General features: G+C 69.0%; 24 protein-coding genes, 1 tRNA gene and 1 pseudogene. 8 read left to right on the forward strand and 18 right to left on the reverse strand.

The annotated features are described in order from the left end of the window. Position 1 precedes the first annotated feature (1 nt). From BLT67_RS13020 to BLT67_RS13035, 4 genes are read left to right on the forward strand one after another with little or no spacing between them, the layout of a single operon-like run. Positions 2–2,059 carry an acetyl/propionyl/methylcrotonyl-CoA carboxylase subunit alpha gene (locus BLT67_RS13020; RefSeq protein WP_231945511.1) on the forward strand — a complete coding sequence of 686 codons (2,058 nt, stop codon included), beginning with the start codon at positions 2–4 and terminating at the stop codon, positions 2,057–2,059. Beyond that, on the forward strand, positions 2,056–2,604 hold the full coding sequence (locus tag BLT67_RS13025) for a MaoC family dehydratase (protein ID WP_092667404.1): 549 nt from the start codon (positions 2,056–2,058) through the stop codon (positions 2,602–2,604). The genes BLT67_RS13020 and BLT67_RS13025 overlap by 4 nt, the downstream gene beginning before the upstream one ends. Beyond that, entirely contained in the window at positions 2,601–3,431 is an 831-nt protein-coding gene (locus BLT67_RS13030; RefSeq protein ID WP_092667405.1) for an HpcH/HpaI aldolase/citrate lyase family protein, read from the forward strand. The genes BLT67_RS13025 and BLT67_RS13030 overlap by 4 nt, the downstream gene beginning before the upstream one ends. Further along, positions 3,428–3,745 (forward strand): hypothetical protein, encoded by a 318-nt coding sequence (locus BLT67_RS13035; RefSeq protein ID WP_157674361.1) that lies wholly within the window; start codon positions 3,428–3,430, stop codon positions 3,743–3,745. The genes BLT67_RS13030 and BLT67_RS13035 overlap by 4 nt, the downstream gene beginning before the upstream one ends. A gap of 152 nt (positions 3,746–3,897) precedes the next feature. Here BLT67_RS13035 and BLT67_RS13040 read toward each other — a convergent pair whose 3' ends face one another. Together BLT67_RS13040 and BLT67_RS13045 are read right to left on the reverse strand one after the other, a co-directional pair. Next, a complete protein-coding gene (locus tag BLT67_RS13040; protein WP_231945512.1) occupies positions 3,898–4,611 on the reverse strand; it encodes a potassium channel family protein in 714 nt (237 codons plus the stop codon). Continuing rightward, positions 4,604–5,209 carry a potassium transporter TrkG gene (locus tag BLT67_RS13045; protein ID WP_231945513.1) on the reverse strand — a complete coding sequence of 202 codons (606 nt, stop codon included), beginning with the start codon at positions 5,207–5,209 and terminating at the stop codon, positions 4,604–4,606. The genes BLT67_RS13040 and BLT67_RS13045 overlap by 8 nt, the downstream gene beginning before the upstream one ends. A gap of 112 nt (positions 5,210–5,321) precedes the next feature. Here BLT67_RS13045 and BLT67_RS13050 point away from each other — a divergent pair. Then, positions 5,322–5,394 (forward strand) — tRNA-Ala (locus BLT67_RS13050). 613 nt (positions 5,395–6,007) lie between these two features. Here the strand turns inward: BLT67_RS13050 and BLT67_RS13055 are convergent. The 8 genes and pseudogenes from BLT67_RS13055 to BLT67_RS13090 form a co-directional block, all read right to left on the reverse strand. Beyond that, positions 6,008–7,048, reverse strand: a pseudogene (locus BLT67_RS13055) (recombinase family protein); the annotation flags it as partial. Positions 7,049–7,229: 181 nt separating this feature from the next. Then, a complete protein-coding gene (locus BLT67_RS13060) occupies positions 7,230–7,457 on the reverse strand; it encodes a hypothetical protein (protein ID WP_034224858.1) in 228 nt (75 codons plus the stop codon). A gap of 4 nt (positions 7,458–7,461) precedes the next feature. After that, positions 7,462–8,001 carry a hypothetical protein gene (locus BLT67_RS13065; RefSeq protein WP_081794104.1) on the reverse strand — a complete coding sequence of 180 codons (540 nt, stop codon included), beginning with the start codon at positions 7,999–8,001 and terminating at the stop codon, positions 7,462–7,464. Between the two features lie 37 nt (positions 8,002–8,038). Continuing rightward, positions 8,039–8,479 (reverse strand): single-stranded DNA-binding protein, encoded by a 441-nt coding sequence (locus tag BLT67_RS13070; protein WP_092667409.1) that lies wholly within the window; start codon positions 8,477–8,479, stop codon positions 8,039–8,041. Between the two features lie 80 nt (positions 8,480–8,559). Next, the gene (locus BLT67_RS13075) at positions 8,560–10,338 is read right to left on the reverse strand and encodes a type IV secretory system conjugative DNA transfer family protein (RefSeq protein ID WP_092667410.1); all 1,779 of its coding nucleotides are present in this window, start codon (positions 10,336–10,338) and stop codon (positions 8,560–8,562) included. Beyond that, complete coding sequence (locus tag BLT67_RS13080; RefSeq protein WP_092667411.1) at positions 10,335–10,883, reverse strand: hypothetical protein; 549 nt, start codon at positions 10,881–10,883, stop codon at positions 10,335–10,337. The genes BLT67_RS13075 and BLT67_RS13080 overlap by 4 nt, the downstream gene beginning before the upstream one ends. After that, positions 10,880–12,364 carry an ATP-binding protein gene (locus tag BLT67_RS13085; RefSeq protein ID WP_034224867.1) on the reverse strand — a complete coding sequence of 495 codons (1,485 nt, stop codon included), beginning with the start codon at positions 12,362–12,364 and terminating at the stop codon, positions 10,880–10,882. Before BLT67_RS13085 ends, BLT67_RS13080 begins: the two co-directional genes overlap by 4 nt. Next, the gene (locus BLT67_RS13090; RefSeq protein WP_034224869.1) at positions 12,361–13,191 is read right to left on the reverse strand and encodes a hypothetical protein; all 831 of its coding nucleotides are present in this window, start codon (positions 13,189–13,191) and stop codon (positions 12,361–12,363) included. Before BLT67_RS13090 ends, BLT67_RS13085 begins: the two co-directional genes overlap by 4 nt. A gap of 43 nt (positions 13,192–13,234) precedes the next feature. Between BLT67_RS13090 and BLT67_RS13095 the strand changes: the two genes are divergently transcribed. Continuing rightward, a complete protein-coding gene (locus BLT67_RS13095; protein ID WP_197674423.1) occupies positions 13,235–15,028 on the forward strand; it encodes a hypothetical protein in 1,794 nt (597 codons plus the stop codon). A gap of 19 nt (positions 15,029–15,047) precedes the next feature. Beyond that, entirely contained in the window at positions 15,048–15,866 is an 819-nt protein-coding gene (locus BLT67_RS13490) for a hypothetical protein (protein ID WP_157674362.1), read from the forward strand. A 49-nt stretch (positions 15,867–15,915) separates the two neighbouring features. Here BLT67_RS13490 and BLT67_RS13105 read toward each other — a convergent pair whose 3' ends face one another. Genes BLT67_RS13105 through BLT67_RS13115 form a run of 3 tightly spaced genes read right to left on the reverse strand, consistent with a single transcriptional unit; the run spans position 15,916 to position 19,090 of the window. Further along, positions 15,916–17,385 carry a PrgI family protein gene (locus tag BLT67_RS13105; RefSeq protein ID WP_034224873.1) on the reverse strand — a complete coding sequence of 490 codons (1,470 nt, stop codon included), beginning with the start codon at positions 17,383–17,385 and terminating at the stop codon, positions 15,916–15,918. Between the two features lie 3 nt (positions 17,386–17,388). Further along, positions 17,389–18,762: a conjugal transfer protein TrbL gene (locus BLT67_RS13110; RefSeq protein ID WP_092667686.1), complete on the reverse strand. Its 1,374-nt coding sequence runs from the start codon at positions 18,760–18,762 to the stop codon at positions 17,389–17,391. 31 nt (positions 18,763–18,793) lie between these two features. Further along, entirely contained in the window at positions 18,794–19,090 is a 297-nt protein-coding gene (locus tag BLT67_RS13115; RefSeq protein ID WP_375544631.1) for a DUF6112 family protein, read from the reverse strand. A gap of 203 nt (positions 19,091–19,293) precedes the next feature. Between BLT67_RS13115 and BLT67_RS13120 the strand changes: the two genes are divergently transcribed. Then, positions 19,294–20,145 carry a TIGR02391 family protein gene (locus BLT67_RS13120; RefSeq protein ID WP_231945514.1) on the forward strand — a complete coding sequence of 284 codons (852 nt, stop codon included), beginning with the start codon at positions 19,294–19,296 and terminating at the stop codon, positions 20,143–20,145. Between the two features lie 8 nt (positions 20,146–20,153). Here BLT67_RS13120 and BLT67_RS13125 read toward each other — a convergent pair whose 3' ends face one another. Genes BLT67_RS13125 through BLT67_RS13145 form a run of 5 tightly spaced genes read right to left on the reverse strand, consistent with a single transcriptional unit; the run spans position 20,154 to position 24,677 of the window. Next, on the reverse strand, positions 20,154–20,420 hold the full coding sequence (locus BLT67_RS13125) for a DUF6112 family protein (protein ID WP_034224879.1): 267 nt from the start codon (positions 20,418–20,420) through the stop codon (positions 20,154–20,156). Between the two features lie 6 nt (positions 20,421–20,426). Next, positions 20,427–22,037, reverse strand: a complete 1,611-nt coding sequence (locus tag BLT67_RS13130; protein ID WP_092667412.1) for a M23 family metallopeptidase — start codon at positions 22,035–22,037, stop codon at positions 20,427–20,429. Between the two features lie 13 nt (positions 22,038–22,050). Continuing rightward, positions 22,051–22,743: a hypothetical protein gene (locus BLT67_RS13135; protein WP_172802066.1), complete on the reverse strand. Its 693-nt coding sequence runs from the start codon at positions 22,741–22,743 to the stop codon at positions 22,051–22,053. Between the two features lie 36 nt (positions 22,744–22,779). Further along, positions 22,780–23,781, reverse strand: a complete 1,002-nt coding sequence (locus BLT67_RS13140; protein WP_092667413.1) for a ParB N-terminal domain-containing protein — start codon at positions 23,779–23,781, stop codon at positions 22,780–22,782. After that, positions 23,778–24,677, reverse strand: coding sequence for a hypothetical protein (locus BLT67_RS13145; protein WP_092667414.1), 900 nt, complete (start codon positions 24,675–24,677; stop codon positions 23,778–23,780). Before BLT67_RS13145 ends, BLT67_RS13140 begins: the two co-directional genes overlap by 4 nt. Between the last annotated feature and the right edge of the window lie 85 nt (positions 24,678–24,762).

Below are 24,762 nucleotides of genomic sequence, written 5' to 3' on the forward strand. Positions count from 1 at the left end.
GATGGCAGACCAGATGGATGACGCCCAGATGTTCGACACCGCCCAGATGTTCGACACCGTGCTCGTCGCCAACCGTGGCGAGATCGCGATCCGCGTCGCGCGCACGCTCCGCGACCTCGGCATCCGCTCGGTGGCGGTGCGCGCCGACGACGACCCCTCGCCGCATCCGGCGCACTTCGACGAGGTCGTGACGCTCGGCTCCGGGCCGCTGCGCGACACGTACCTCTCGATCGAGCGGATCCTGGATGCGGCGCGCGCGTCGGGCGCGCAGGCCATCCACCCGGGCTACGGGTTCCTGAGCGAGAACGCCGCCTTCGCCCGCGCGTGCGAGGAGGCGGGCATCGTCTTCATCGGCCCGCCCGCATCCGCGATCGAGACGATGGGCGACAAGATCTCCGCCCGGCACGCGGTCGAGTCGCGCGGCGTCGCGACGGTGCCGGGCATCGCCGAGCCCGGCCTCGACGACGCGGCGCTCATCGCGGGCGCCGAGCGCGTCGGCTTCCCCGTGCTCATCAAGCCAGCGGCGGGCGGCGGCGGCAAGGGCATGCACCGCGTCGACGACCCGGCCGACCTGCCGCATGCGCTCGCGACGGCGCGCCGCGAGGCGGCGGCGTCGTTCGGCGACGACACCCTCTTCATCGAGCGCTTCGTGACGCATCCCCGCCACATCGAGGTGCAGGTGCTCGCCGACCGGCACGGCGGCGTCATCCACCTGGGCGAGCGCGAGTGCTCGCTGCAGCGGCGCCACCAGAAGGTGATCGAGGAGGCCCCGAGCCCGCTGCTGAGCGAGGCGCAGCGCGCCGCGATCGGGCAGGCAGCGGTCGAGACCGCCCGCTCGGTCGGCTACGTGGGCGCCGGCACGGTCGAGTTCATCGTCGCGGGCGACCGGCCCGACGAGCCGTTCTTCATGGAGATGAACACGCGCCTGCAGGTCGAGCACCCGGTCACCGAGATGGTCACGGGCGTCGACCTCGTCGAGCAGCAGCTGCGGATCGCTGCGGGGGAGCGGCTCGCGATCGCGCAGGGCGACATCGTGCTCGACGGGCACGCGATCGAGGCGCGCCTCTACGCCGAGGATCCCGCGGCGGGCTTCCTGCCGACCGGCGGCGAGGTCGTCGACCTGCAGTGGCCGTGGGATGAGACGGGCGGGCTGCGGATCGACGCGGGCGTCGAGGTCGGCACGACCGTCGGCTCGAGCTACGACCCGATGATCGCGAAGGTCATCGCGCACGCGCCCACCCGCGAGCAGGCGATTGAGCGGCTGCGCGACGCGCTGCGCGAGATGCACCTGTTCGGCGTGGTCACGAACCGCGGCTTCTTGCGGGCGCTGCTGCGGGAGCCGAGCGTGTGGGCGGGCGAGCTCGACACCGGCTTCATCGACCGCGAGGGCGAGCGCATCGCCGCCTCGCTCGGCGACCACGCCGACCCAGAGCTCGCGGTCGTGGGGCGGCTCCCGGCCGAGGTGCTCGCCGTCGCGGGTGCCCTCCAGGGCGGCGCGGTGCCGCAGCAGGGACCGTGGGCGGGCGACGGCTGGCGCATGAGCGGCGCGGTCGGCCGCGTCGCGCGCTTCGCCGACGGCGACGGCGTCGCGACCGTGCGGGTGCGCCGCATCGACGAGCCGCAGGAGCACCGGTTCGTCGAGCTGCGCGACGTCGATATCGAGATCCGCCGCGCCGACGGCACGGTCGAGCGGTTCTCGCGGTTGCCTCTCGAGCGTCCGACCTTCGAGACCCCCGACGGCATGTGGGTGTCGACGCAGCACGGCGACTGGCTCGTCGAGGCGCCGCCGCGCACCCGGCGCGGACGCGGTCCCGCCGAGCCGAGCCTCGCATCCCCCATGCCCGGCACCGTCGTGGCGGTGCACGTCGCCGACGGCGACACGGTCGCCGAGGGTGCCGCCGTGATCAGCGTCGAAGCCATGAAGATGGAGCACGTGCTGCGCGCACCCGTCGCCGGCACCGTGCACCTGCATGCCGTCAGCGGCGCGCAGGTCGCGCGCGGGCAGGAGCTCGCGACCGTCACGCCCGGGAGCCCGGGCGACGCCGAGGAGGCCGCATGACCGAGGACCGCACCGCATCCGCCGCGCCCACCGGAGCCGCCGCATCCGAGCGCCGCATCACGCAGCGCGGCCTCTACTTCGACGAGCTCGAGGAGGGCGTCGTCTACGAGCACCGGCCCGGCCGCACGATGACCGAGACCGACAACGTGCTGTTCACGACGCTCACGATGAACCCGCAGCCGCTGCACCTCGACCGCGCGTGGAGCGAGACGACCGAGTTCGGCGAGCCGCTCATGAACTCGATGCACACGCTCGCGACCATGGTCGGGCTGTCGGTGGGGCAGCTGACGCAGGGCACGATCGTCGCCAACCTCGGCTTCAGCGAGGTGTCGTTCCCGGCGCCGGTGCGCCACGGCGACACGATCTACTGCGAGACGCGCGTCACCGCCAAGCGCCCCTCGAAGTCGCGGCCCGGCCAGGGCATCGCGACCTTCGAGCACCTCGCGCGCAACCAGCACGGCGACGTCGTCGCGAAGGCGGTGCGGCAGGTGCTCATGCAGGGGAGCCCCGGCGCCTCGGGCGAGGCCGCGGGGGAGCAGGCATGACGCTCCTCGGCATGGGCCCCGCGCTGCTGTTCTGCCCCGGCGACCGGCCCGACAGGTTCCAGAATGCCGCAGACCGGGCGGATGCGGTGATCCTCGACCTCGAGGACGCCGTCGGGCCCGAGTCCAAGGCTGCCGCCCGCGAGGCGGTGCAGGCGGCGTCGCTCGACCCCGCGGGGACGATCGTGCGCGTGCAGGACGCGTCGGCCGACGGCTTCGAGGACGATCTCGCGGCGGTCGCCGCGTCGCCCTTCCGCACCGTGATGCTCGCGAAGGCCGAGTCGGCCGCGCAGGTCGACCGCGTGGTCGCCGCGGTGCCGGGCGCGCGCGTGGTGGTGCTCGTCGAGACGGCCCGCGGCGTGCTCGCCGTCGAGCCGCTCGTCGCGCACGAGGCGGTCGTCGGCGTCATGTGGGGCGCGGAGGACCTCGTCGCGTCGATCGGCGGCACCTCGAGCCGCGACGCGTCCGGCGCCTACCGCGACGTCGCCGTGCACGCCCGCAGCCGCATCCTGCTGGCCGCCGGCGCCTTCGGGAAGACGGCGATCGACGCGATCCGCACCGACATCGCCGACCTCGACGGCGCGCACGCCGAGGCGGTGGATGCGGCCGCCTCCGGCTTCGGCGCGAAGGCCGCGATCCACCCCAACCACGTCGAGCCGTACCGGCGCGCGTTCGCGCCGACGGCCGAGCAGCTCGACGAGGCGCGGCGCATCCTCGCAGCCGCCGAGGCGACGCCGGGTGTCTTCTCGTTCGAGGGCCGCATGGTCGACGAGCCGATCCTGCGGCACGCGCGCAGCGTCGTTGCGCGCGCCCATACGCTGGGGGCATGAGGAGGCTCGCCGCGGCAGCAGGAGCGCTTGTCGTCGCGGTGGCGCTCGCCGGTTGCGCCGACACGACGCAGGCCTACGAGCGCATCACCGTGCTCGAGGGCGGCGACGGGCTCGCGCTGCTGTGCCTCGACGGCACCGGCGGGGGAGAGCCGCCTGCGTGCAGCGACGACAACCCCGCGATCATGGGGTGGGACTGGATCGGCCTCGAGCACCAGGAGGCGGGCGGCGTCCGCTGGGGCGAGTTCCGCATCGTCGGCGAGCAGTACGGCGACATGTTCATGATGTTCGAGCCGCCCGCCGCTCCCACCCGCTGACCCGGCCGAGGGTGGTCACGACACGCCGCGCGCGCCGGCTGCGCCGGCCGAGGGTGGTCACGACACGCCGCGCGCAGGCGCCCGCCGGCGGCGCGTCGTGACCACGCTCACGGGCGCCGGCGGCGCGTCGTGACCACCCGGTACCCAGGCGTCTACGCCTGCTGCAGGCGCTGCTTCGCCATCGCCACCGCGAACGCCTCGACCTTGGGTGTGCGCCCGTGCACGAGCATCGTGTCGCCTGCCTCGAAGCGCGTCTCGGCGTTCGCCAGCACCCACGCTCCCTCGCGCTTGACGGCGCCGATGCCGACGCCGTGCTGCTGCTGCAGGTTCAGCTCCCGCAGCGGCACCGCCGCGAGCGACGCCGGCACCTCGAGCCGCACCGCCGCGTAGCCCGGTTCGATCTCGATGAAGTCCTCGACGGCGCCGCGCACCATGTGGGCGACGCGCCGGCCCATGTCGGCCTCGGGCCGCACGACGTGGGTGACGCCGAGCTGGTCGAGGATGACCGCGTGCCGCTCGTCGACGGCCTTCGCCCACACCTGTCGCACGCCCACCCGCAGCAGCTGGCTCGTGCAGAGGATGGAGGCGGTCACGTCGGTGCCGATCGCCACGACGACCCGATCGAAATCCGCGAGCCCGAGCTGCTCGATGAGCTCTGGCTGCGTCGCGTCGCCGGCCACGACGCCCGTGAGCCGTCCGTTGAGGGCCTGCACCGCATCCTCTCGGTCGTCGATGCCGAGCACCTCGGTGCCGTTGGCCATGAGCTCGAGCGCGAGCGCGCTGCCGAAGCGGCCGAGCCCGATGACGGCGACCGAGGTCGCCGAGCCGATCGTGCGCGGGTCGAAGGGGTTGCGGAGCCTAGCCAATGACGGGCCTTTCCCCCATGAGGTTGTCGCTGAAGAGCGCGAAGCCCGCATTGTTGTAGCTCGAGACCGCATGGAAGACGGCGAGCCAAAGCGCGTGCAACGGATCCTCGCCGCGGCCGAGCCAGAAGCGCGCGAAGAGCGCGAGTGCCACGACGCCCTCGACGACGAGCGCGATGCGCAGGATGCTCACGACCACCGTGCGCACGCCGCCCGGGCCGTCGAGGTGCGTCTCCTGGGCGGTGGTGATGCGTGAGCCGAGCGTCAAGCGACGCACCACGAAGATGCCGATGAGGCTCGCGAAGACCATGACGCCGAGGCCGCCGAGCTGGATGAGCAACAGGATGACGACCTGGCCGAACGGCGTCCAGTAGAGGGCGGTGTCGACGACCGTCAGGCCCGTCACGCAGGCGGCCGAGACCGCGGTGAAGAGCGCTTCGATCCAGGTGGCCGCGCCGCTGCCCTGACGGGAGACGGGCAGCATGAGCAGCGCCCAGCCGACGAGGTTGAGCAGCACGAAGCCGCCGAAGATGCGCCTGGCGGGATGCTGTCGCTCCCACAGCTGGATGAGACCCGGACGTGCCCGGCCTGTCGTCTGCACGAGCGCCGAGCATACGCCTGTCGGCCGCATCCGGCGCACCTGCGGATGTGACACGCGGCTGTGCGGCCATGTATAGTGGCAGGGTTGCTCCGACAGCGTCGGAAGCGGCTCTGGGTCTGTGGCGCAGCTGGTAGCGCACCTGCATGGCATGCAGGGGGTCGGGGGTTCGAGTCCCCCCAGATCCACCGCACGCACAAGGCTCGAACCCTTGCCAACGGAAACGTTGGTCGAGGTTCGGGCCTTGTTCGCGTCTGCGGCCCAGGTCAGGGCGTTGGCGTTGACCTGCGGATCGAGGAGCATCTCGAAGGGCCGGTTGTGCTCGACGCGCAGCTCGTTGTCCTCGTCGATGAAGACCTTGGTGAAGAAGGCCTGGTTGCACAGGCGCCGGTTGGTGTCGTCGCAGCGGGTGTAGATGTTGGCGCAGTTGGCGAGTAGGCCGAGGGCGTCGTCGAGGTGGGCTCGGGCGTCGGCGTAGTCGCCGAAGTGGGCGTCGATGCGGCGGGTCACTTGGTTGAGTTCGACGACGATTCGGTCCTGCTCGCGCTTGAGCACGGAGAGCGGGATCGCGTCGGCGTAGTGCGCTTGCATGAGGCGGTCCTGCTCGCTTTCGAGCCGGTCACGGTTGGTGGTGAGGCGTTCCAGTTCCTCGGTTTCGACGGCCATGAGCCGGTCGAACTCGTGGTGGAGCATGCCCGCGAGGGCGTCCTGCTGGGCGGGCGTGATCTGGACGCGGGTGTAGTAGTCCTCGACGAGCTTCTCGACGTCTTCGATGAGCATCGCCTGGCGTGTGCAGTCGGTGCGCTTGGAGTGCCGACCGGAGCACACGAAGTAGCAGTAGACGTTGCCGTGGCGGTTCTTCGCGTTGGAGACGATGAGCCGGGAGCCGCACTGGCCGCAGTGGATGGTGCCTTTGAGGTAGTGGCCGTGGACTTGGGTTGCCTCGACGGCGCACTGGTGCGCGGTGAGCACGGACTGTACCTGGTACCAGACCTCGGCTGGCACGAGTGCCGGGTGGCTTCCCTTGTAGCGGGTGCCCCTGTAGATGACATCGCCCTTGTAGTACGGGTTGGTCAGGAGCCGATGGATGGTGGATACCGCCAGAGGCTTCGCCGGCCTCTTCGGCGTGGGCAGGCTGCGCAGCCCGCGCGAGGTGAGTTCGTCGTGGAGTTGGCTGACGCTCCAGTTGCCCGAGGCGTACGCCTTGAACGCCCACTCGATCATCGGTGCTCGCTCGGGATCGAGCTCGATGGTGCGGACTTCGCGCCCGAGCTCGTCGCGCTTGCGGACGTTCAAGTAGCCGATGGGCGCGCGCCCGTTCGTGCCGCCGCCGATGGCCTTCTGGTTCATGCCCTTGGCGACCTCGGTGGCGAGGTTGCGGGAGTAGAACTCGGCGATGGTGGACATGATGCCGTGCAGCAGCATCCCGGAGGGGGTCTCGTCGATGTTCTCGGACGCAGACACGAGCATGACCCCGCACTGTTGGAGTGCGAGGTGGATACTCACGTCGTCGGCGCGGTTGCGGGCGAGCCGGTCGACCTTGTGAACGATGCAGTACGCGACCTTGTTGGCCTTGACATACTGGATCATCCGCATCAGCTCGGGCCGGTCGGACGACTTGGCTGAGGCTCCCGCGTCGACGAACTCCTCGACGATGCCGGCGCCGAGCTGTTCGGCCTTACGCCGGGTCGCTTCGCGCTGGGCAGGGATCGAGAAGCCTTCGTCGGTCCCGCCCTTCTCGGCCTGCTCGCGGGTGGAGACCCGCAGGTACGACACGGCGGCAGCCGCAGTCTTGGGCGGGTCGATGAGGCTGGCTGCCGGATCGTCGGCAATGGTGGTCATCGGGGGCTCACTCTCACGCGGTTCGACCCTCGCGCTCCCACTGTTGGTGGGAGGGGTGTTGATCGTGAGAGCAGCCGTTGAAGGCTGTAGGGCGAGACCCGATGGTCTCGGTGCGTGTCGCCCGCCGAGCGGCGAGGTTTAGGCCACAACACCCCGCATCGCGAGGCTTGCACAGTTCATTCTACCGGGCGGCTTCAGAGGCGGCCAGGCCATCCGGCGCCGCCCGGTAGGTGTCGGGCACCCGCTCGGCCGCGCGGGCCGCGCGGCTCTCGCCGGTCTCCTGCAATGTCAGCCGGATGAGAACCTCGGCGAGCTTGTGCAGGTCGGCGCGTTCGCGGTGGACGGCCCGGACGGAGAACGACCGCTCCTCGTAGGGGCGACGGTCGGTCTTCTTGGCGTAGCGGCTCATCGGTCTACTGCGCTTCGTCGTCGTCCAGGCCGGCGTAGAACTCGTCTTCGGCCTCCTGGCGCTTGCGGACTTGGGCGATGACGAACTCGACGAACTCGGCGTCCCGGTCGGTGAAGGTGAAGTCCTGGATCGTGGGTGCCGGGTCCTCACCGGGCCACGCAGCTTGCCGGGTCGGGCGGTCGCGGTCCCCACGAGTACCGCAGGCCGTGACCCAGTAGCGAAGCCGCTCTCGAGCGTCGGCGAAGTCGCGGTGCCAACCGAGCGGCGCGGATGCGTTCTGCTCGGGGTCGTAGGCCGCGAGCCAATGCAGGTGCAGCGCCGACAGCTCCCAGACCATCTCCGGGTGGTGGTGCCAGAACGGCGGCACCACCGCGACCGGGAGGCCATAGGTGCGCCGCAGCCAGTCAACCCACCGGTTCAGCGCGAGCCATTCCTGCTCCAGCTCGTGCGCCGTCAGCAGGTTCCAGTTCACGGGGTGCGGCGGTTCGGGCATGTCCGCGTTCGTGACGCGGGGCGGTCCGTCGAAGACGTCCGGCTCATCCATCTCATGCTGATCGTTCATGGTGCTTCGACTCCCGAACTCACATGCTGACCGGGGCGTGCGCCGCGGTCGCTGCTCGCTGCGTCGGCTCGTACGTTGCTGCGTCCCGGCCCACTCCATTGCGCGGCGTCCGGTCGACCTCGTAGCGGGTTCGCGCGGCGTCGTGGCCGATCTTCTTGGCGACGAACTCTTCGCCCTCGATTGCCTGACCGTTGCGCTCGTAGTTGACCGGCCGCGTGTAGCCCTCGGCGACGAAGTTGTCGCCCTGGGCGAAGCTCGCGTGCGCGTGCTCAGCGGAACGCCCGAACATCACCAAGTGGTGGTAGGTCGTCCCGGTCTGCGTGAACGAGCCGTCGTCCTCGCGGCGGAAGTGCTCCTTGCCGATACGGGCGAAGAACCTGGCGTCTCCCTTTGCCGTCTCGGTGAGCAACGGCTCCGAAGCGATGAAGCCTGACAGCGATTCCTGGGTGTGAATGGCCATGATGGCCTCCTCCTGACTCGGGCGACCAACTGCGTGTGGGTCGCTCTGTCAGGCAGGTGCACTGGAGCTTCCAAGCGTCGTCAGGAGGCGGGACGGTGGCGCAGAAGCGCTTCGAGTTCGTCGCGGTCAGTGCGGAGCTGCGCTGCGTCGGGCCGGGTCGGCCAGGCGCGCAGGTCGGTGACGATGGGCGGCGCAGAGCGCAGCATCGTGATGCCGGTGCCGAACGGCAGTGTTCGGATGCGGTCTGGCGGCAGGATCGGGACGCGGCGGATCGAGCGCTGATTCGAGCGGGTGCCGTGGTCGCCGAGGGTCACGCTGTCGGTGTGCTCGTCGCGCTCTCCGATGAGCGTGGAGAGGTCTTGGAGGTCACGGCTGTTGGATGCGCCGCCGAGGATGATCTTGACGATGCTGGCGTCCCAGATCGCGCCGGCCTGATGCTCACTCCACCTGTCGCGAGCCTGGGCGAGGGACTGCAAGACCGGCATGGTCGTGATCCCGGTGCCGCCACCTTCGGCCATGAGCGTCGGCAGTGACGGCAGCGGCGCGAGGTTTCCGATCTCGTCGAGCGCGAGCAACAGCGGCGGGTCGAGCCGGGCTCCCGGTGAGCGTGCCGCGAGTCGGCGGGCGGTTTCGATGAGGTCTTCGACGAACGCCGCGACCAGCGACGTGGGGGCTCCCGCTCCGGCACCGGTGGCGAGCAGGTAGAGGGTGCCTTGTTCGGTGAGGAAGGTCTCGGGGTCGAAGTGTTCGTGCGGTCCTGGCGTGACAGCATCGAGTACGCGCGGGTCGGCGAGGGCTGCGAGCGCGAGGGAGACGCCTTGCCAGATGCTGTCGCGGGTCTTGGGGTCGGCGTCGATCATCGCGGCTAGCGAGTCGTCCCAGCCCATCGCGGCGTTCGGGTGCGAGTTGAGGATCGCGACGGCCTCCGACGCCGCGCTGGGATCAAGAGTCCACCTGAACAGCTCGGCCGGCTGGCGGCCGTCGAGCGCGGCAGCGTGCAGCAGGCTCTGGAGTGCTGTGCGGGTCTTGCCCTCCCAGAACCCGCCGGACTCGACCCCGCCAGCACTGAGGCCTGTGGCGGCGGCGAGGCCGTTGGCGCGGATCATCGCGGTCAGCGGATCGTCGCACCCGCGAATGGGCGACCAGCGCAGCCCGGCGGGGATGCCCTCGGCGAGGTGTTGCGGGTCGAACACGGCGACCGGCCCGCCCTTGCGGCGTCGGTCGCGGAGGGTCGCGGTGAGGTTATCGGGCCTGGTGCTGGTGGTGACGACCGCTCCGGGTGCGTCGAGGATCGCGTTGATGACGACATGCAGGCCCTTGCCTGAGCGGGGCGGGCCGATCAGCAGGATCGAGTCTTCGACCGATGCCCAGACCTTCGTTCCACGACTGGCACCGAGCAGGTAGCCGACATCCTGCGGTGCTGGCGACTCCAAGGAGGGCCGCAGCGTGGCCGCGCGGTGAAGCAGTGCTTTCGCGGATGCGGCGGTCTTGACCTCGTGGCTGGTCGCGATCCCCGCCAGTCGGTGCGGGTCGGTCTCTGTCTTCCGCGTGTGGCGGCGCAGCACGATCCACACCCAGACGATCCCGGCAGCGAGTCCGCCGAGCAGTGCCGTGCTGACAAGCCAGTAGACGACCGGGTTGAGTCCGTCGGCACCGAGCGCGGTCGCTGGATCGCCGGGGTTGAACAGTACGGCGAGCCCCGCCGCTGCGCCGGCGTCTGGTTGCGGTGTGCCGGTGAGGAACGCGGCGACGCTACCAGCGGCGCGGAGGGCGAGAGCGATCCCGAACATGCCGATCAGGCCAATGAGGGCGGCATTGGTGAGTTCGTCGCCCATGCCCGCGGCTTGCCGCTGGTTCATGTCAGCCGCCGCACCGCGAGCGTGCCCGAGATGCGCCCGAACAGGATCACCTCGTGTGTGCCGTCCGGCAGGTCGTCGAGGTCAATGAGCGTCCGGGTTTCGCCGGTTCCGGTGGCGTCGGTGTGGGAGACGATCGTCGCGACGGCGACATCCTCGCCGGGGACGAACCCGCCCGCGGTGACCTCGGCCAAGCGCGGCATCCGTCGGGCGTGACGGCTCCGACGAGTCTCCGGCACCGGGTTCTCGGTCGGTGCCGCTGCGCGTCGGGGCTTGCGGGTGCGGAGGATCTCGATGAAGACGCCGCCATCGTTCTCGCGCACTTCGACCCGGACCGTGATGGTGCGGTCCTTGGTGATGGCATCCATGAGCGGCCCGAACGTCGCCCGCGTCCAAGCGCTCCCGTCCGGCGACGCGAACGGTGTCCCATCGACCATCGCGGCGAGGGTGCCGTCTTCGGCGACGGTCACGAGGACATGCGGCAGCTCGACGGGAGCCGTGTTCTCGTCGTCGGTCGTGGTGGATCGGCGTGGGCCATTGAGGTTCATCGGTGGCCTCCGGCTGCACGGCTGCTGGTGTCGAATAGTGCGAGTTCGTCGGGGTGGAGTTGGTGTTGGCAGACGAAGCTTCTGGCCTTGATCCGCCATAGGCCTTGTCCGACGCCGAGGTTTGGCAAGAGTTGCTGCTCGGTGCCGGTCAGGCCGAGAGCGGTAGCGGTCGGTCCGAGTTGGTCGGACTCCTGCCGGTACACGATCCGCGTCTCGGCGTTCGCAAGCAGTGAGTTGGCCAGCGAGCGCATGGCGGAGCCCTGGTCGCCCACGTTGTCGAGGTCGGTGAGCTTGTGGAAGATCAGCATGTTCGCGATCCCGTAGTGCCTGGCGAGTCGCCAGTGCGCATCCATCCGCCGCAACAGAGCCGGGTGGGACATGAGCCGCCAGGCCTCGTCGTAGATCACCCACCGCTGCCCACCGTTCGGGTCGAGCAGCGCAGACTCCATCCACGCCGACGAGCACGTCATCAACACCGAAATGAGCGTCGAGTTCTCGGTGACCCGCGAGAGATCGAGCGAGATCATCGGCAACGACGGATCGAACGCGACCGTCGAAGGGCCATCGAACAGCCCGGCCAGGTCACCGGCCACGAGGCGGCGCAGCGCATGGCCGACAAGCCTGCCGTCCTCGGCCAACCTGTCGTCGGCATCCGCACTCGGGGCGAGGATGCGATCAACGACCATCGGCAGGATCGGCACGTCGTTCTCCCGCACCGTCTGAGTCAGGGCGATGTCGATCGCGGTGTGCTCCAACGGCGACAAGCCGCGCGCGAGCACGGTCTCCGCGAGGGCGCCGATCAGGTCACGGCGTCGCGCAGCGACGGTCGAGGCCCACTGCTCATCCGAGAGTCCGCTGGGCCGGTGGCCTTCGTCGAGTGGATTCAGGCGAGTGTTGAGTCCGTGGCCGAGGACGATGGCGCGTCCGCCGACGGCGTTGGCGACGGCGGTGTGTTCGCCCTTTGGATCGCCGGGAACGTACACGCGCCGCCCGAACGGTAGCGACCGCGTGTAGAGGGACTTGGCCAGCGATGACTTGCCGGAGCCGACGATCCCGGCCAGCACCACGTTGGGTGCGGTGATGATGCCGCGTGCGTAGAGCACCCACGGGTCGTAGACGAAGCTCCCGCCCGAGTAGAGGTCTTGGCCGACGAACACGCCGTCGGCGCCGAGACCGCCCTCGGCGACGAACGGGTACGCGCCCGCCAGTGTCGCCGACGTGTCCTGATGCCGCGTCAGATGAAACCGACCTGGGGTGCGCAGCCGCGCAGCACCGGACTCGCCCGCCTTCGGCAGGTAGATCGTCGCGCGGCGCTCGGCGCGCTCCTGCTCAGCCTTCGCCTTCGCGGCGGCGATCGCGGTCCTGTGCTGCTCGGCGTGGAGCCTCGCCTCGGCCTTGCGGCGCTGCTTGCGGAGCTTGCGCCGCTCCTTCGACGGTGCCACCAGAACGGCAGTGTGCAGCCGCGCGCGATCCTCGGTCACCGCACCAGCCCCCGCGCCTGCTTGACCGCCGTGATCTTGGCCGGCTCGAACCACGACCCGTCTCGCTTCGGCGCGGGCAGGTCGGCCCGCTCTGGGGCGCCCGGCGACGAGTACGACACCAGCAGTTCCGGCCCACCCTGCACCGGCTCGGGCTCGATCTGTTCGGCGGCGTGGGTCTCTGCCTCCGGTTCGGTGTAGCGGCGCAGCAACGAGACGTAGCCGACGTGCGGGTTGACGACCAGCGCGTAGTCGCCCGAGAGCGCCACCCGGTCGTTTGTTCCCTCGCCGGGCTCGTCGTAGACGTATCCGTTCTCCAGCGCGGCCTGCGTGGTCTCGTCGCCGTAGTCCCACTGCGCGAGGAAGTCCACCGCATCGACATGGCCCAGCTCGCCGAGGATGCGCAATGGCCGGTCGGCCTCTTCGCCCTGGAGGAACACCACGCTGACCCACCGCGACGGCGCGGCCTCCTCGACGGCGGGCTCTGGATGCCAAGCGATCCGCCCCGCAGCGATGAACCCCTCCGCGAGCCGGTCATACGCCCGGTCGACGAGACTCGCGGCCTGACGCAACTCCTCCGCAGTGGCGAGCGCGTCCCGCACTCCTGCCTCGTGGCTGCCGGCGTCGTTGAAGGCGTGCGCGGCCTTGCGCTCGTGAACATCAGCGATCTGGTCGAGCGCCTGCCGCAGCGACCGCATCCCCGAGGACAGGTCACCGATAACCCCATACATCTCGGCTGGCTGATCGAACCCCCGGCTCGCGTGAGTGAGTCCGCGCAAGGCTTGGGACGCCTCAGCGGCATCGGCAGTCGAATCGAAGAACGTGGGCATGGTCGGCCTCCTCGCAAGTCGTGTGACCAGGAGGTGTGCTGCGATGACCCAGGCGCTGTCGAAGGCGGCTGACATACTTGATGGAGGCGTCGGAGGGAGGCACGAGGCAGTCACCGGCGAGAAGGAGAGCCACATGGACGACCCGCGCGACGAGTCCGGTAATGATGACGCCGTTGGCAGGCAGACCGCAGAGGACGGTCAGGTCAGGTCCGACGCGCTTGAGGTCGCAGCGTCCACGACCCTCGTCGAGGTGACGCCAGGCGTCGCAGTCGTATTCGGCGAAGTCCCCGACGGTCTTGAACTCATCAGTCTTGACATGGTGCCGTCCTTCGACCGCGCTCAGCTCTCCACCGCTCTCGGCTCCTTCGGCAACGCAGGCACGATCGTCGGGAACGTCGCAGAGGCTGTATCGAGCGCGCAAGGCCTCTTCCGCGTCAACGATGCGACGCTGTCTCTGTTGAAGAGCGGCGGGGAGATGGCAGCAAAGGACGGCGCCAAGCTCGGGGCGATCTTCAAGAACGGTGAACTGGTCGCCCAGGCGCGATTCATCCCAGCCTCCATGACGGCCGCCACGGCGATCGCAGCTATCGGCCCGGCCGTCGCCATGATCGCGCTCCAAATGCAGCTCGGCGAGATTTCCGGCCTCGTCCGCTCCAACATCCAGCTCACGACGCAGACGCTCAAGGCCATCCGAAACGAGCAATGGGCAGAACTTGAAGGGCTGGCGGAGTCCGTCGATGAGGCAGTCAAGGAGACCCGCGAACTCGACGCCATCACAGACTCTGTCTGGGAGCCCATCGCTCCCAGCGGTCCCAACATCCGCAAGCAATTGAAGCTATACCGCAAGAACGTGGCAGGCCATGTCCAGGAACTCGGGAAGTTGGACGGTCGCGCTCGCCGCCAGTACCTCGAATCCAACGCCGAAGCAATCGTCTTCGATACCTACGCGCTTCTCAGCTCACTCAAGACCCACGCGGAGTACCAGGCTGTCCGGGCCGCCCTCGCCAGAACACGAAGCACCAACGACGAGAGCGAAGCGCAGCTCTTCGACCGGATCGCCCGGAACACTCCCGTCGAGATCGACGAGTCGCTCTCCGAAATCCGATCGCTGACCGAGTCGCTCGTCCGCGAGTTGCGGATCATCGCCGAACTCCCCGGCCGCGCCACCGTGCCTCTCACGAAGAAGCGAAAAGACGCCAAGGCTTCTCAACTCACTTGCAGGCAGCTCCTCGAAGCGATCGACCCTTTGGCCAACATGCTCCAGCCAGCAGTCGAGATGCCAGCAGTACCAGCGGCGGTATGCGCACCCGAAGGGCTTGAACTCGATCCGTATCTGCATATCCTTCGGTGGTTCCTTGAGGATGGCGAGACGCTTCGCAGCGTGGCCTTCCCATACGAAATGGGAACTCACAACTTCGCTGGCGTCGTGCCGGCCATTCTCGCCAGAAGGGTTGATGCGACCTGGGATGCGCTCGCGCCAGGAAGAGCCAGTGCCATCGTTGAGAAGTTCGCGTCGAGCACGTTCGTAGCGGTGACTGACCGACGGATCGTCACCGCTAACCCAGGGAACCTCCTAAAGCGAGGCGAACTCGGCCCGATCTACTCCCTGGATGACGTGCGGAATGTACGCGGTCGCTCGCACCGCGGAGCGGGCGTCCGACCCACTATCGACGTGGCCACAGAGGAGCGCGATCTGCATTGGATGTTCCCCGACGCCGCGGAGCACGAGGACATCGACAGCTTGGCGGCGGCTCTCTCCGAAAGAACGCCCCACGCTGTTTCGGCCCCGACAGCGATTGAAGGACTTGCCACAGCAGACTCCGCCATCGATGCCTAGAGATTGCGCGAGTGCAGGCATGAGTGAGCAGGAAGGCTTCCGGCCGACGGGTGGGCGGGCAAAGAGCGGCAAGTGCGCGCTGTGCGGGGCCCGGGCAAGACTCACCAAGGCACACGTGCCACCGAGAGCTGCATTCAACAATGGGAGCTTCTCTTGGGGCGGCACGACAGCAGGCAACCGACTTGCCCACGGGCGTCCACGACTCAGTGGCGCCAGCCTGTATGCGCATTGCGAACCTTGCCGGGCAGCCACATCCCCTTGGGATGACGAGTACATTCGGTGGGCCTACACCTTCGCAGGCAACCTGCTCCACTCCCAATGGAAGGGCGAGCGGACTCATATTGAAGGAAAGCTCAACGAGGTTCGCCCGGGCCGATTCATCCGCTCCGCGCTCGCGGGCATGACAGCGCTGACTCCGAAACTCATCGATTCACACCCTGACCTGGTCGGGGCCGTGCGGCATGGAGTCGCAGCCCCAGCGCCAGAGGGCATCCGGCTCTTGGCGGCGATCGCGCCGGACGGAGCGGCGGCGGTCCTTGAGGGAGCACACGAGGGCTTGGCCGTAAAGCTGTCGCGGGATGGTGGAAGGGACGATGAATGGACGACAACGACCACACCGACAATCTCTGCCGTGATTCACTTCCCTCCGTTCAGCTTGCTGCTCGCGGATCGCCAGCTGGTGAGCGCTTTGCCACATGCCGACTGCACGGACTGGCTAGAACTCGGGGTCGACGACCTCGCAGACGTGTCCCTGGTGCTTCCCGTGGTCGATCTGCCACGAACCCCAGACGCGCCGGTTCCTGTTTCGATGCTTCGGTTCATCGAGGCGCGAGCCTGATCCACTGCCGGAGCAAGGGTCGGGTCACGCCGCGGCGGTGGCGGTTGACTTAGACCCGGCGGCAGAGCGGGAGCGCGGCGGCGGTGAACGCGGCGGCTTGCTGTCCGACGAGGAGCCGGGTCTCACAGGATGCCTGGATCGCGGCTTGCTCGATGGCGGCAACGGCTGCGTCGAGTTCTTCGACGGTGGGTGCGGAGACGGCGATGAGGCCGGTGTAGCGAAGGATGCCGTGTCCGGCGGTGAGGTCGGCTTCTTGTTGGAGCACGTCGTGGTACTCGGCGGTCTGGGAGGCATCTTCGATCTGGCCGATCTTCGCGCGCTGGGCCTGGTCGGAGATGTGCTCGACCTTCTTCTTGCGGATGTCGCGAGCGGCAGCATCGGAGCGCATCGGGGTGCAGATCAGCGAGAACGATCGCTGGATGCCAGTGGACAGCAACACCGGCGACAGGAACCCCGGATACACCAGCGACCGCGGCCACTCGCTGACCCAGAGCACCGCATGGTGAGCGGAGTCGGTGCGCAACCTGCCCCAGGTCTCGGTGACGGCAACCGGCCCCGCAGTCGCAAGCGACTGGCCGAGCCTCCCGTGGCGTTCCAGCGTGGCGGCGATGGCGGGGTCGTAGGCCGAGCGCAGCATCACCGCGATCTGCCCCGGTGTCAGCCACCCGGACGGCGAGAGGTCGGCGGAGCGGAGCGCGGCGACGAGGGTGTTCATCTCCTGGCGCAGCACGGCGGCGGCACCGCGTATCCCGCCGCCAGCGGTCCTGATCTGACGGGCACTGGTCTTCATGTCCAGTGACAGCGAGAGCGTGGTGGCGTGTCGTTCGCCGGCGGGTCCGGCGCGGTCGATGAGTTCGGCGTAGGTGTCGGCCGCCCACGAGCCGTCCGGGGTGCCGTGGGTGGCCCACCATTCGGCCAGTCCGGTGCCGGAGTCCGGGAGGGTGCGTTCGAGGACTTGCAGCGTCGCGATCCGCCCGGAACGGCAGACGGTGGCCAGGACGCGGCCCCAGGAGCTGACGCGGCGTTCCTGCTCGCCGGGATCGAGGAGCACGAACGCGGGATGGGTGACCTCGCACACGACGGTCAACGTGGCGGCGTGGGGGTCGTGGATCATGCCGGCGCTGGTGTCGGGGTCGGTGTACTCGCGCAGTCGCGCCATGTCGCCGGGCAGTGCGAGGGTGCCGACGGGGCGCGGGACGACGATCCTGAGCCGGTACAGCAGTTGGCCGCCGGTGGTGCGCCACAGCCACCAGCAGGCGATGGGTAGCCACTCCACGATGGGACGGCCTGCGATGGGTATCCAGGTCAGGGCTGCGGCGAGTACCCAGATGGGCGCGGTGTAGGCGAGGAGCATCCCGCCGCCGGCGTAGAACGCGCCGATGAGCGTGGCTCCGCCGATGGCAAGCGTGATGAGCTGGGTCAGCGACAGGCCGAGAAGGACACCACGGCGGGTGAGGCGGGAGAACTTCACCGGCACGAGTTCGCCCGCGGTCGGGTGGTCGTGGTTCGTGCTGCTCATCGTCTACTCCTTCGGTGGGCGTGGCGCGGGCGGCGGGGGCTGCTTCGGCGGCGGTGACGGGTCGGTGCTCGGCGGTCGTGGTGCCGGGCTCGACGGCGGTGCCGCAGGTGAGGCGGCGGGCGGCGGCGGGGTCTGCACGGCTGCGTCTGCGGCGTGCTCACCCTGGGCTCCCAACGCGGTTCCGGCCTCCGGCCCGGCGGTCGCGGCACCCTTGGCGACACTCGCCCCGACCACGACGCCTGCCACGACGGGACCGGCCGCGGCTGCACTGCCTCCGCTTGCTGCAGCCCCACCACCGGCGGCCCCTCCGCCGCTCGCGGCGGGTGCCGGTGCCGGGGTCTTCGGCGACGGTGGAGCGCTACCTCCACCGGCGGAGCCTCCGCCCGGGTTCCCGCCGCCGCTGGTTCCGTCGAGCACCTTCTTTGGCTCTCCGCCTGATTGCGGCTTGGTCGGGACGGGGATCGGCCGGTTGAGTGCGCTCTTGGCGTCCTGCTCGGAACCGATGGCGTGGTACATGTCGAACCCGACGAACGCGATGAACTTGTAGGTGAGGTACGGCGCGAACGCGGCCATCGCCATCAGCACGATCCCCGCGATGGGATCACTGACCGAGGCGAGGTCGGCGTCGATCGGTGCCGAGACCTGGGTGATCGCGACGAGGAACATCACGACGAGGACGAGCTTGGAGCAGATCAGGGCGACGACGAACATCGCCCACTTCCCGATCCACCCCCGAGAGGCGTCCCAGGATGCGCCGCTGAACGCGAGCGGCGCGAACACGACCGCCACCAGAAGGAGCGCTTTCCTGACGAGGAGGGACAGCCACACGATCGCGGCGGCGGTGATCGCGAGGCCGGCCATGAAGATCGTGATGATCGCTCCGACACCGGGTGCGGCGATGTTGATCCCGACCAGCCCTGCGGCGAGGAGGGCGATCTTGTCGCCCATCGACTCAGTGGTCTCTCCGGCGGCCTGCACGATCCCGATGCATAGCTGATCGACGACTTCGAGCAGCAGCGCTGTCAGCGCGATGACCACGAACGATCCGAGGACGGACTTCGCCAGCCCCAGCGCGGCTCGGGTGAGGGCGGTGGGGTCGCGGCGGATCAGCCCGGTGATGAGTTGGAGGCAGAAGAAGATCAGCATGACGAAGACCGCGATGCCGAACAGCAGGTTGTAGACGGCGATGTAACCGGGCTTGGTGACATCCACGAGAGTCGTGGTGTCGAAGACCGACCAGACGGCCTCGAACAGCCACCCGGCGGCGGCACCCATCGCCTGGGCGAGCCAGTCGAACGGGGCCGCGACCAGAGACGCGGCTCCTTCGCCGACGGCATCGCAGACCGAGGAGATCACGGGAGCGTCGCACACGCCCATCACGAACACCAGCTCTCGACGACGGGGCGGGTCAGACGGACTGGCCGACGTTCCAGAAGAAGTTGATCAGCGTTACGCTCGCGCCGCAGATCACCGCTGCGCCGCAGGAGACGAGGACGCCGATCTTCCCGCGCGAGGCGAGGTGCGGGTTCGAGGAGTTCGCACCGAAGCCCCACACGATCGCGGACACGATCAGCGCGAGCACGGACAGGATGAGGCCGACGGTCATCACCGCGCCGACGATGGTGCGCAGCTGATTGATCCCCGGCAGGCCGTCGGTGTTGGGGTCGATGTTGATGTCCATCGGCACCAGTAGGGGCGCGGACATGACGTTGGTGAGCAGATCGAACACAGTAGGTCTCCTTGGCGACGGGCGGTCCGCCCGCGAACTCGCAGACGGGGTACACGCGACAGGTGCGCTCTCGTCGCCGTCCCCGTCGGTGGCCGCCCGTAGCCTTGGAGCATCTGTGCGTCGCGCGCCCGCAAGGGACCGCCGGATCGAGAGGTGCAAGGAATATGAGTCAGTACGGGGTGAACTACCTCCAGCGATTGCGTGCCGCCGTTGAGAAGTTCGAGGAAGCCTTCGACGCTTGGATGAGCACTCAGGTCGAGTCAGATCACATGTCGGCGCGCGGCCTCTTTCCTACTGTGTGGACAAAGGAAGGTCAGGAACAGAACGAGGTTCAACGTCTCGAACTCGGTGTCGCCGAGGCTGCTGGCCTGGCAGCGAGCGCAGTGTCAGTGACCGGTGCCTACATTGGGATCGCGGGTCTCGGAGCGATCGACCCAATCTCCAACTGGTCATTTATGTCTGCACCCAAGGCCCCCATCGCGCCTCGGGATATTCGGACTACTACCGCCAACGTCAAGGGCAGGCTCGACGCGATGATCGTCGATGCCGAGTCACGTACGGACTCTGACCTTCCGACCTTCGCTCCCGCACAGTTTCACCCCGTGGTCTGGGCTGGTGCCTCCGCCCATTGGACGACGCATCAGTACCGAGTTGCAGTTCGTGAAGCGGCCGAAGGCCTCACGGTCCACTGGAAGGAACGTCTCGGCAGGAACGATGTCGATGACACGGTCTTCTGGCAGCAGACGTTGTCGCCAGGCGCACCTGAACCGGGCAAGCCGAAGCTCACCTGGCCGGGAGGGTCGGATGACAAGACGGTGAAGAGCATGCGCGGTGGTCTTGAGCCGCTCGCGAAGGCACTCAACGCGCTGGCCACTGGTCTGAACCTCACGGTCCGCAACGTGACGACCCACACGCGCACCGAACTGTCCGAGCAGGAAGCGATGGAGCGCCTCGCGGCGTACAGCTACCTCGCGCGCCTGCTCGACCGGTGCGAAACAGCGAGCGCCGACGCGGAGGAATCGGATCAATGACCGCAACGCTACAAACTCGACCCGACTGTGAGTAGCCAGTTCATCCAGGCGACGCCGCCTCCGGCGAGGACGGCGGCACCGACGGCGACGAGGACTCCGATGCGGCCCTTGCTGGCGGTGGCGTAGTTGCCGTGCGCTGTCGCGATGGCCCACACGATCGCCGAGACGATCAGCATGAGGACGGCGACGATGAGGACGAAGGTCAGGAGAGCGCCGACCACGGCGCGGAGGTCTCCGATGCCGCCGAGCCCGTCGAAGTCGGGGAAGACACCCATCGCCGATCAACCTGCCTTGACGGTGACGTGGAGGTGATCGTAGTGGCCTCCGGTGATGGAGGCGGGGTCGTGCATGCCGCCGCCGTTGTAGGGTCGCCAGCCGTCGGCGTCGCGGCCGAGGGACCAGATTTTCCCTTGCCAGATCAGGTACTCGACGCCGAGCACGTCGGCGTTGTCCTTCATCCAGTTGGTGACCTTCCAGCCGGCGTCGAGTTGGGCCGGGGTGGGTCGCTGGCCGATGCGGTTGCCGAAGGTGATGTCGCACGCCCGCCCGAGGGGGTGCTCGGACTTGGTGCCGGGGCGCGGTGAGTAGCAGCCCCAGCCGGTGTCGGGGAACGCGGCGAGGGTCTGCTGGTAGAGGTGGAGCATGCGGGCGGTGATCTTGCCCGAGCTGGTGGGATCGTCGACGAGCCGGTCGGGGTCTCCATCGACGCCGGTGGGCGTGCCCGCGGTGGTCGTGTTGCAGGCGGCAGGTGATCCGCTGGTCGCCGTGGGCAGGTTCGCGGCCCCGTGCTCGTTGAGCCAGGCGGCGGCGTCGATGGCCTCGCCGTTCGCGCCGCCGGGCCGGACCTCGAAGTGCAGATGTGCGCCGGTGCTCATGCCCGAGGAGCCGACATCGCCGATGTGCTGCCCGGCGCTCACGCGGTCTCCGGGACGGACGTGGATGCCGCTCTGCCACATGTGCGCGTAGGCGGTCGCGACGGTCTTGCCGTCGATGGCGTGCTCGATGACGATGAGGCCGCCGTATCCACCGGAGAACTCGGCGAAGGTGACGGTGCCGTCCGCGGCGGCGAGGATCGGCGTGCCGTCGGCCGCTGCGAAGTCGGTGCCGGTGTGCAGTTTCCGTTCGCCGGTGATCGGGTGCACGCGCATCCCGAACGGCGAGGTCAGCACCCAGGTGCCCTCGGGCAGCGGGAACACCACCCGCGACGACGACACTGCCGGGCCACCAACGCCGCCAGTCGCGCTGCCGCTTCTGGTGAGGGTGGCGAGGATGCTGTCGGCGACGGGCGCGTAGTTGCGGTAGCGGTCGGGGTAGGCGGAGACCTCGACGGCTTGGGCGGCTTCGCCGGGGTCCATCTGTTGCCAGCCGGGGATGTCGAGCAGGCCGCGCGGCGAGGGGTAGTTCGGTCCGGTCGGCCCGCCGAAGAACGCTCGCGCCTGATAGTCGGGGTCCATGAGTTCGGCGACCGAACCCCACCCGGACTGTGGGCGCATCTGGAACAGGCCGAGGGAGTCGTGGTCGCCGCCGTTGCCGTCGTTCGGGTAGTTTGCCGACTCGGGGTAGGCGCTCGTGTTGGTGAGCATCCGCAGCGTGGACTCGGTGAGCGCGGCCATCAGCGCGATCTTGATCCCGGGCCGGCCCACGTCGGTGATGCCGTTGCCGACAGAGATGATGGTGGCCGCGTGCGTGAGCTGTTGACGATTCAGGGTGAAGGTCTCGCCGTTCGCGGTCGTGACGGTGAGCGAGTCCGGGATCGGGCCGAGGTTCACCATCCCGGCAGGGGTTGCACAGTAGGCCGCGGCGGGGTTCATCAGCACCCCAACCCCGAGCAGTGCTGCGGCGGGGGCGAAGAACAGCAGCGCCAGGGCCGCGATGGCGGCTTTGCGGAACACGACGCCAACCCCTTCAACGCAGCGGATTGTCGAGCTGAGACAGCCGCAGCAGGTGGCAGGTCGGATAGGTCGGTGCGCAGACGACGAATACGGTGAAAGCGACCGGATGCTCGCTGGTGACCGCCTGCCCGTTCCAGACCCCGGCACGGTGGCGAGTGCCCTCAATCGTGATGGCCGTCGTTCCAGGCGCGAGCTGCCCTGGCTGTGCCCGCGCTATCGCGTCGGCCCAGGCGTCGGGGACGTATGCGGTGTCGATGGTGAGGTGCTGGCGGGTGGCGTACTGCCGCAGCTCGATCCAGGCGTCACGGGTCGGCAGGTACGCGGCCACGTCGGAAGCGAGCCCCGCCTGTTCATCCCCGCTGGGGTCACCGACCGCGAGGATCGCCGAGGTGTAGTCCAGCGGCCACAACCCCGAAGCCGTGTCCCATGCGAACAGCGTGGACGCCAGACCCTGCGCGAAGGTCGTGGGATCGGCCGAACGCGGAACCGCTGGCACCCGCGGCGGCCGAGGTGTGCTCGGTGCCACCGTCGGCGGGGCCGTGGTGACCGGGCCGGGCTCCGGGCCATCATCGGTGCTGGTGCTGCTGCGGGGGCCGGCGAGAAGTCCGTAGACGCCAACGCCTGCGAGGAGTAGCAGGACGATGCCGGCGGCGATGAGGGCGACGAGTCGGCGGCGGTTCCGGGTGTCAGTGGGTGCAGGGCTCATGCCGAGCAGGTGCACACCCGCCACCGAGGACTGTGGTCAGAGCGCGCGGAGGCGTGGCCTCTCCGCCGTGGCCTCACGGGCGGCTCGGAGGGCATCGGCGAACCGGACGGTGCCGTCGGCGGTGGCGAGGAAGTTCTCGAGTTGCTCATCGGTCAGCTCGGCTGCGAGGGTGTCGGCGTCGTAGTGGGTCCACCATTTCGTCAGTTCGCCCCAGGTCTGGATGAACGCGCGCAGCGGGTAGCGGACGGGTTGGCCGTTGTCCGTGACAACCGGTAGGGGCCGCGGTGGCGTGCGCTTGCCCTTCTTGATCGACTTCGCGTGGGCCACGGCTGCTTCGGCGCGAGCGTGCAGCTCGGCCTCACGTCGCTCCCGCGCGGTGGTGTCGGCATCGCGGATCGCCTGGTAGATCGGATGCACCGGGTCACCGGCCTCAATCCGCTCCAGCCCGGCGGCAGCCTCGGCGCGCAACGTCTCGGGCTGGGTGGGGTTGTTGGCGATGTCTTCGAGGTAGCCGATCTTCTCCAGCGTCGTGTGCGAGGCACCGCCGGGAATCATCGCCGCCGCTTGCTCACGGGCCTTCCCGAGTGGCCCGCTCGACGGTGGTGCAAAGTTTGCACCACCGTCGTTTCCCGGCTGGTTCTCGCTGCTGAACTGCGTGGCGGACTTCCGTCGGGCCGCGTCCTCCGCCATCATTTGCTTGATTTCGCGGTAGAGGCCGGCGGCTTCGAGCTGGGTGTAGGGCTTGTGGAGCATGTTGTCGTCCTGCTCGGCGAGGAGCTGCCCGAGCCGATCAGACAGGCCACTGCGAACCCACACGTTGACGGTGCGCCAGCCGAGCTTCTTGATCGCGGCCAGGCGTCGTGCCCCGCACACGAGCACGCCGTCGATGGTGATGGTGACAGGTTGTAGCAGTCCGTCGCGGTCGATGGATGCCGCGAGTGCGTCGATGTCGCCGAGGTCTGCGCGGTGCCGGGTGCCGACGAGGATCGAATCGACGGTGCGGTCGAGCTGGATGCTGCCGATCTGTGGCTCGGTCACGACGACTCACCGCCTCCGCCGCTCGGCGCGGCAAGTGCGAGGGCGAGGATCAGGTCGTCGTCGCGGAGCAGCAGGTCGAGGGTCTCGCCCAGCAGGAGCCGGAGCAGGATGCCGCGACCGCTGCTGGTGGCCAAATAGGCCGGGTGAGGGTTCCCGAGCAGTGCCTTCAGCAGCGCGGCCCAGGAGCGGCGCGGCAGGTCGAGCAGTGCCCGCGCGTACCGGTCGCGGCGCAGCGTCTCGTAGGCGGACTGGCGGGTGCCCGCTTTCATCAAGGCCCCGCAGACGTGCTCGACCGCAGCCCGTGCCGTGTCGGTCGGCCAGTCGAGCAGGCACAGCATCGCGATGGCGCCCTCGGCCGCCGATCCAGCGGACATGCACGCCTGCGCCGACCCGAGACTGTCGCGGGGCTCCGGCTCGAGGTCGCTAGGGCGCAGGTCGGTGGTGTGGAACGCGGGATGGTAGTCGGCCAGCGCGGTGTCGCGTTCGGAGAACCGTTCAGGGTCGTGGAACGCCGAGACGTGCGCGCGACGAGCCTGGTGCACCGAGCAGAGCAATCCCTGGGCGCGTTCCTCGTAGACGCAGGTGATCCGCACGGCGTGGGTGATGATCGCCCACGGATCGTTGGCCTCGCGGGTCGAGTGGTACTGCATCGCGTCGAACGCCGCCGTGACCGCTTCCCAGGTGTCGAGCTTGTGCTTCCTCGCGAGAGCGCGGTACTTGTCGGCGGCGAACTCCATCAGGTCGCGGGCCACCGGGTCGTGAACCCAGGCATCCTCGCCGCCCTCGGCGAGACGGTTGAGCAGGGCGCGCAGGCCCTCTCCGGTGGTGAAGTCCTCAGTCCCGAAGGCCGTCGGCTCGGCCCTGGTGTTCCTGCTGGTGCGGGTTGGTGTGGTCATGGTGTCGGCACCTCCTGGCAGGCAGGTGCGCACTCGCTCCCACGAGTGCGTCCTGCATGCCGGTGCCGTCGCAACCATGACCTGT

Source organism: Agrococcus carbonis, from assembly GCF_900104705.1.
Classification (GTDB): Bacteria; Actinomycetota; Actinomycetes; order Actinomycetales; family Microbacteriaceae; genus Agrococcus; species Agrococcus carbonis.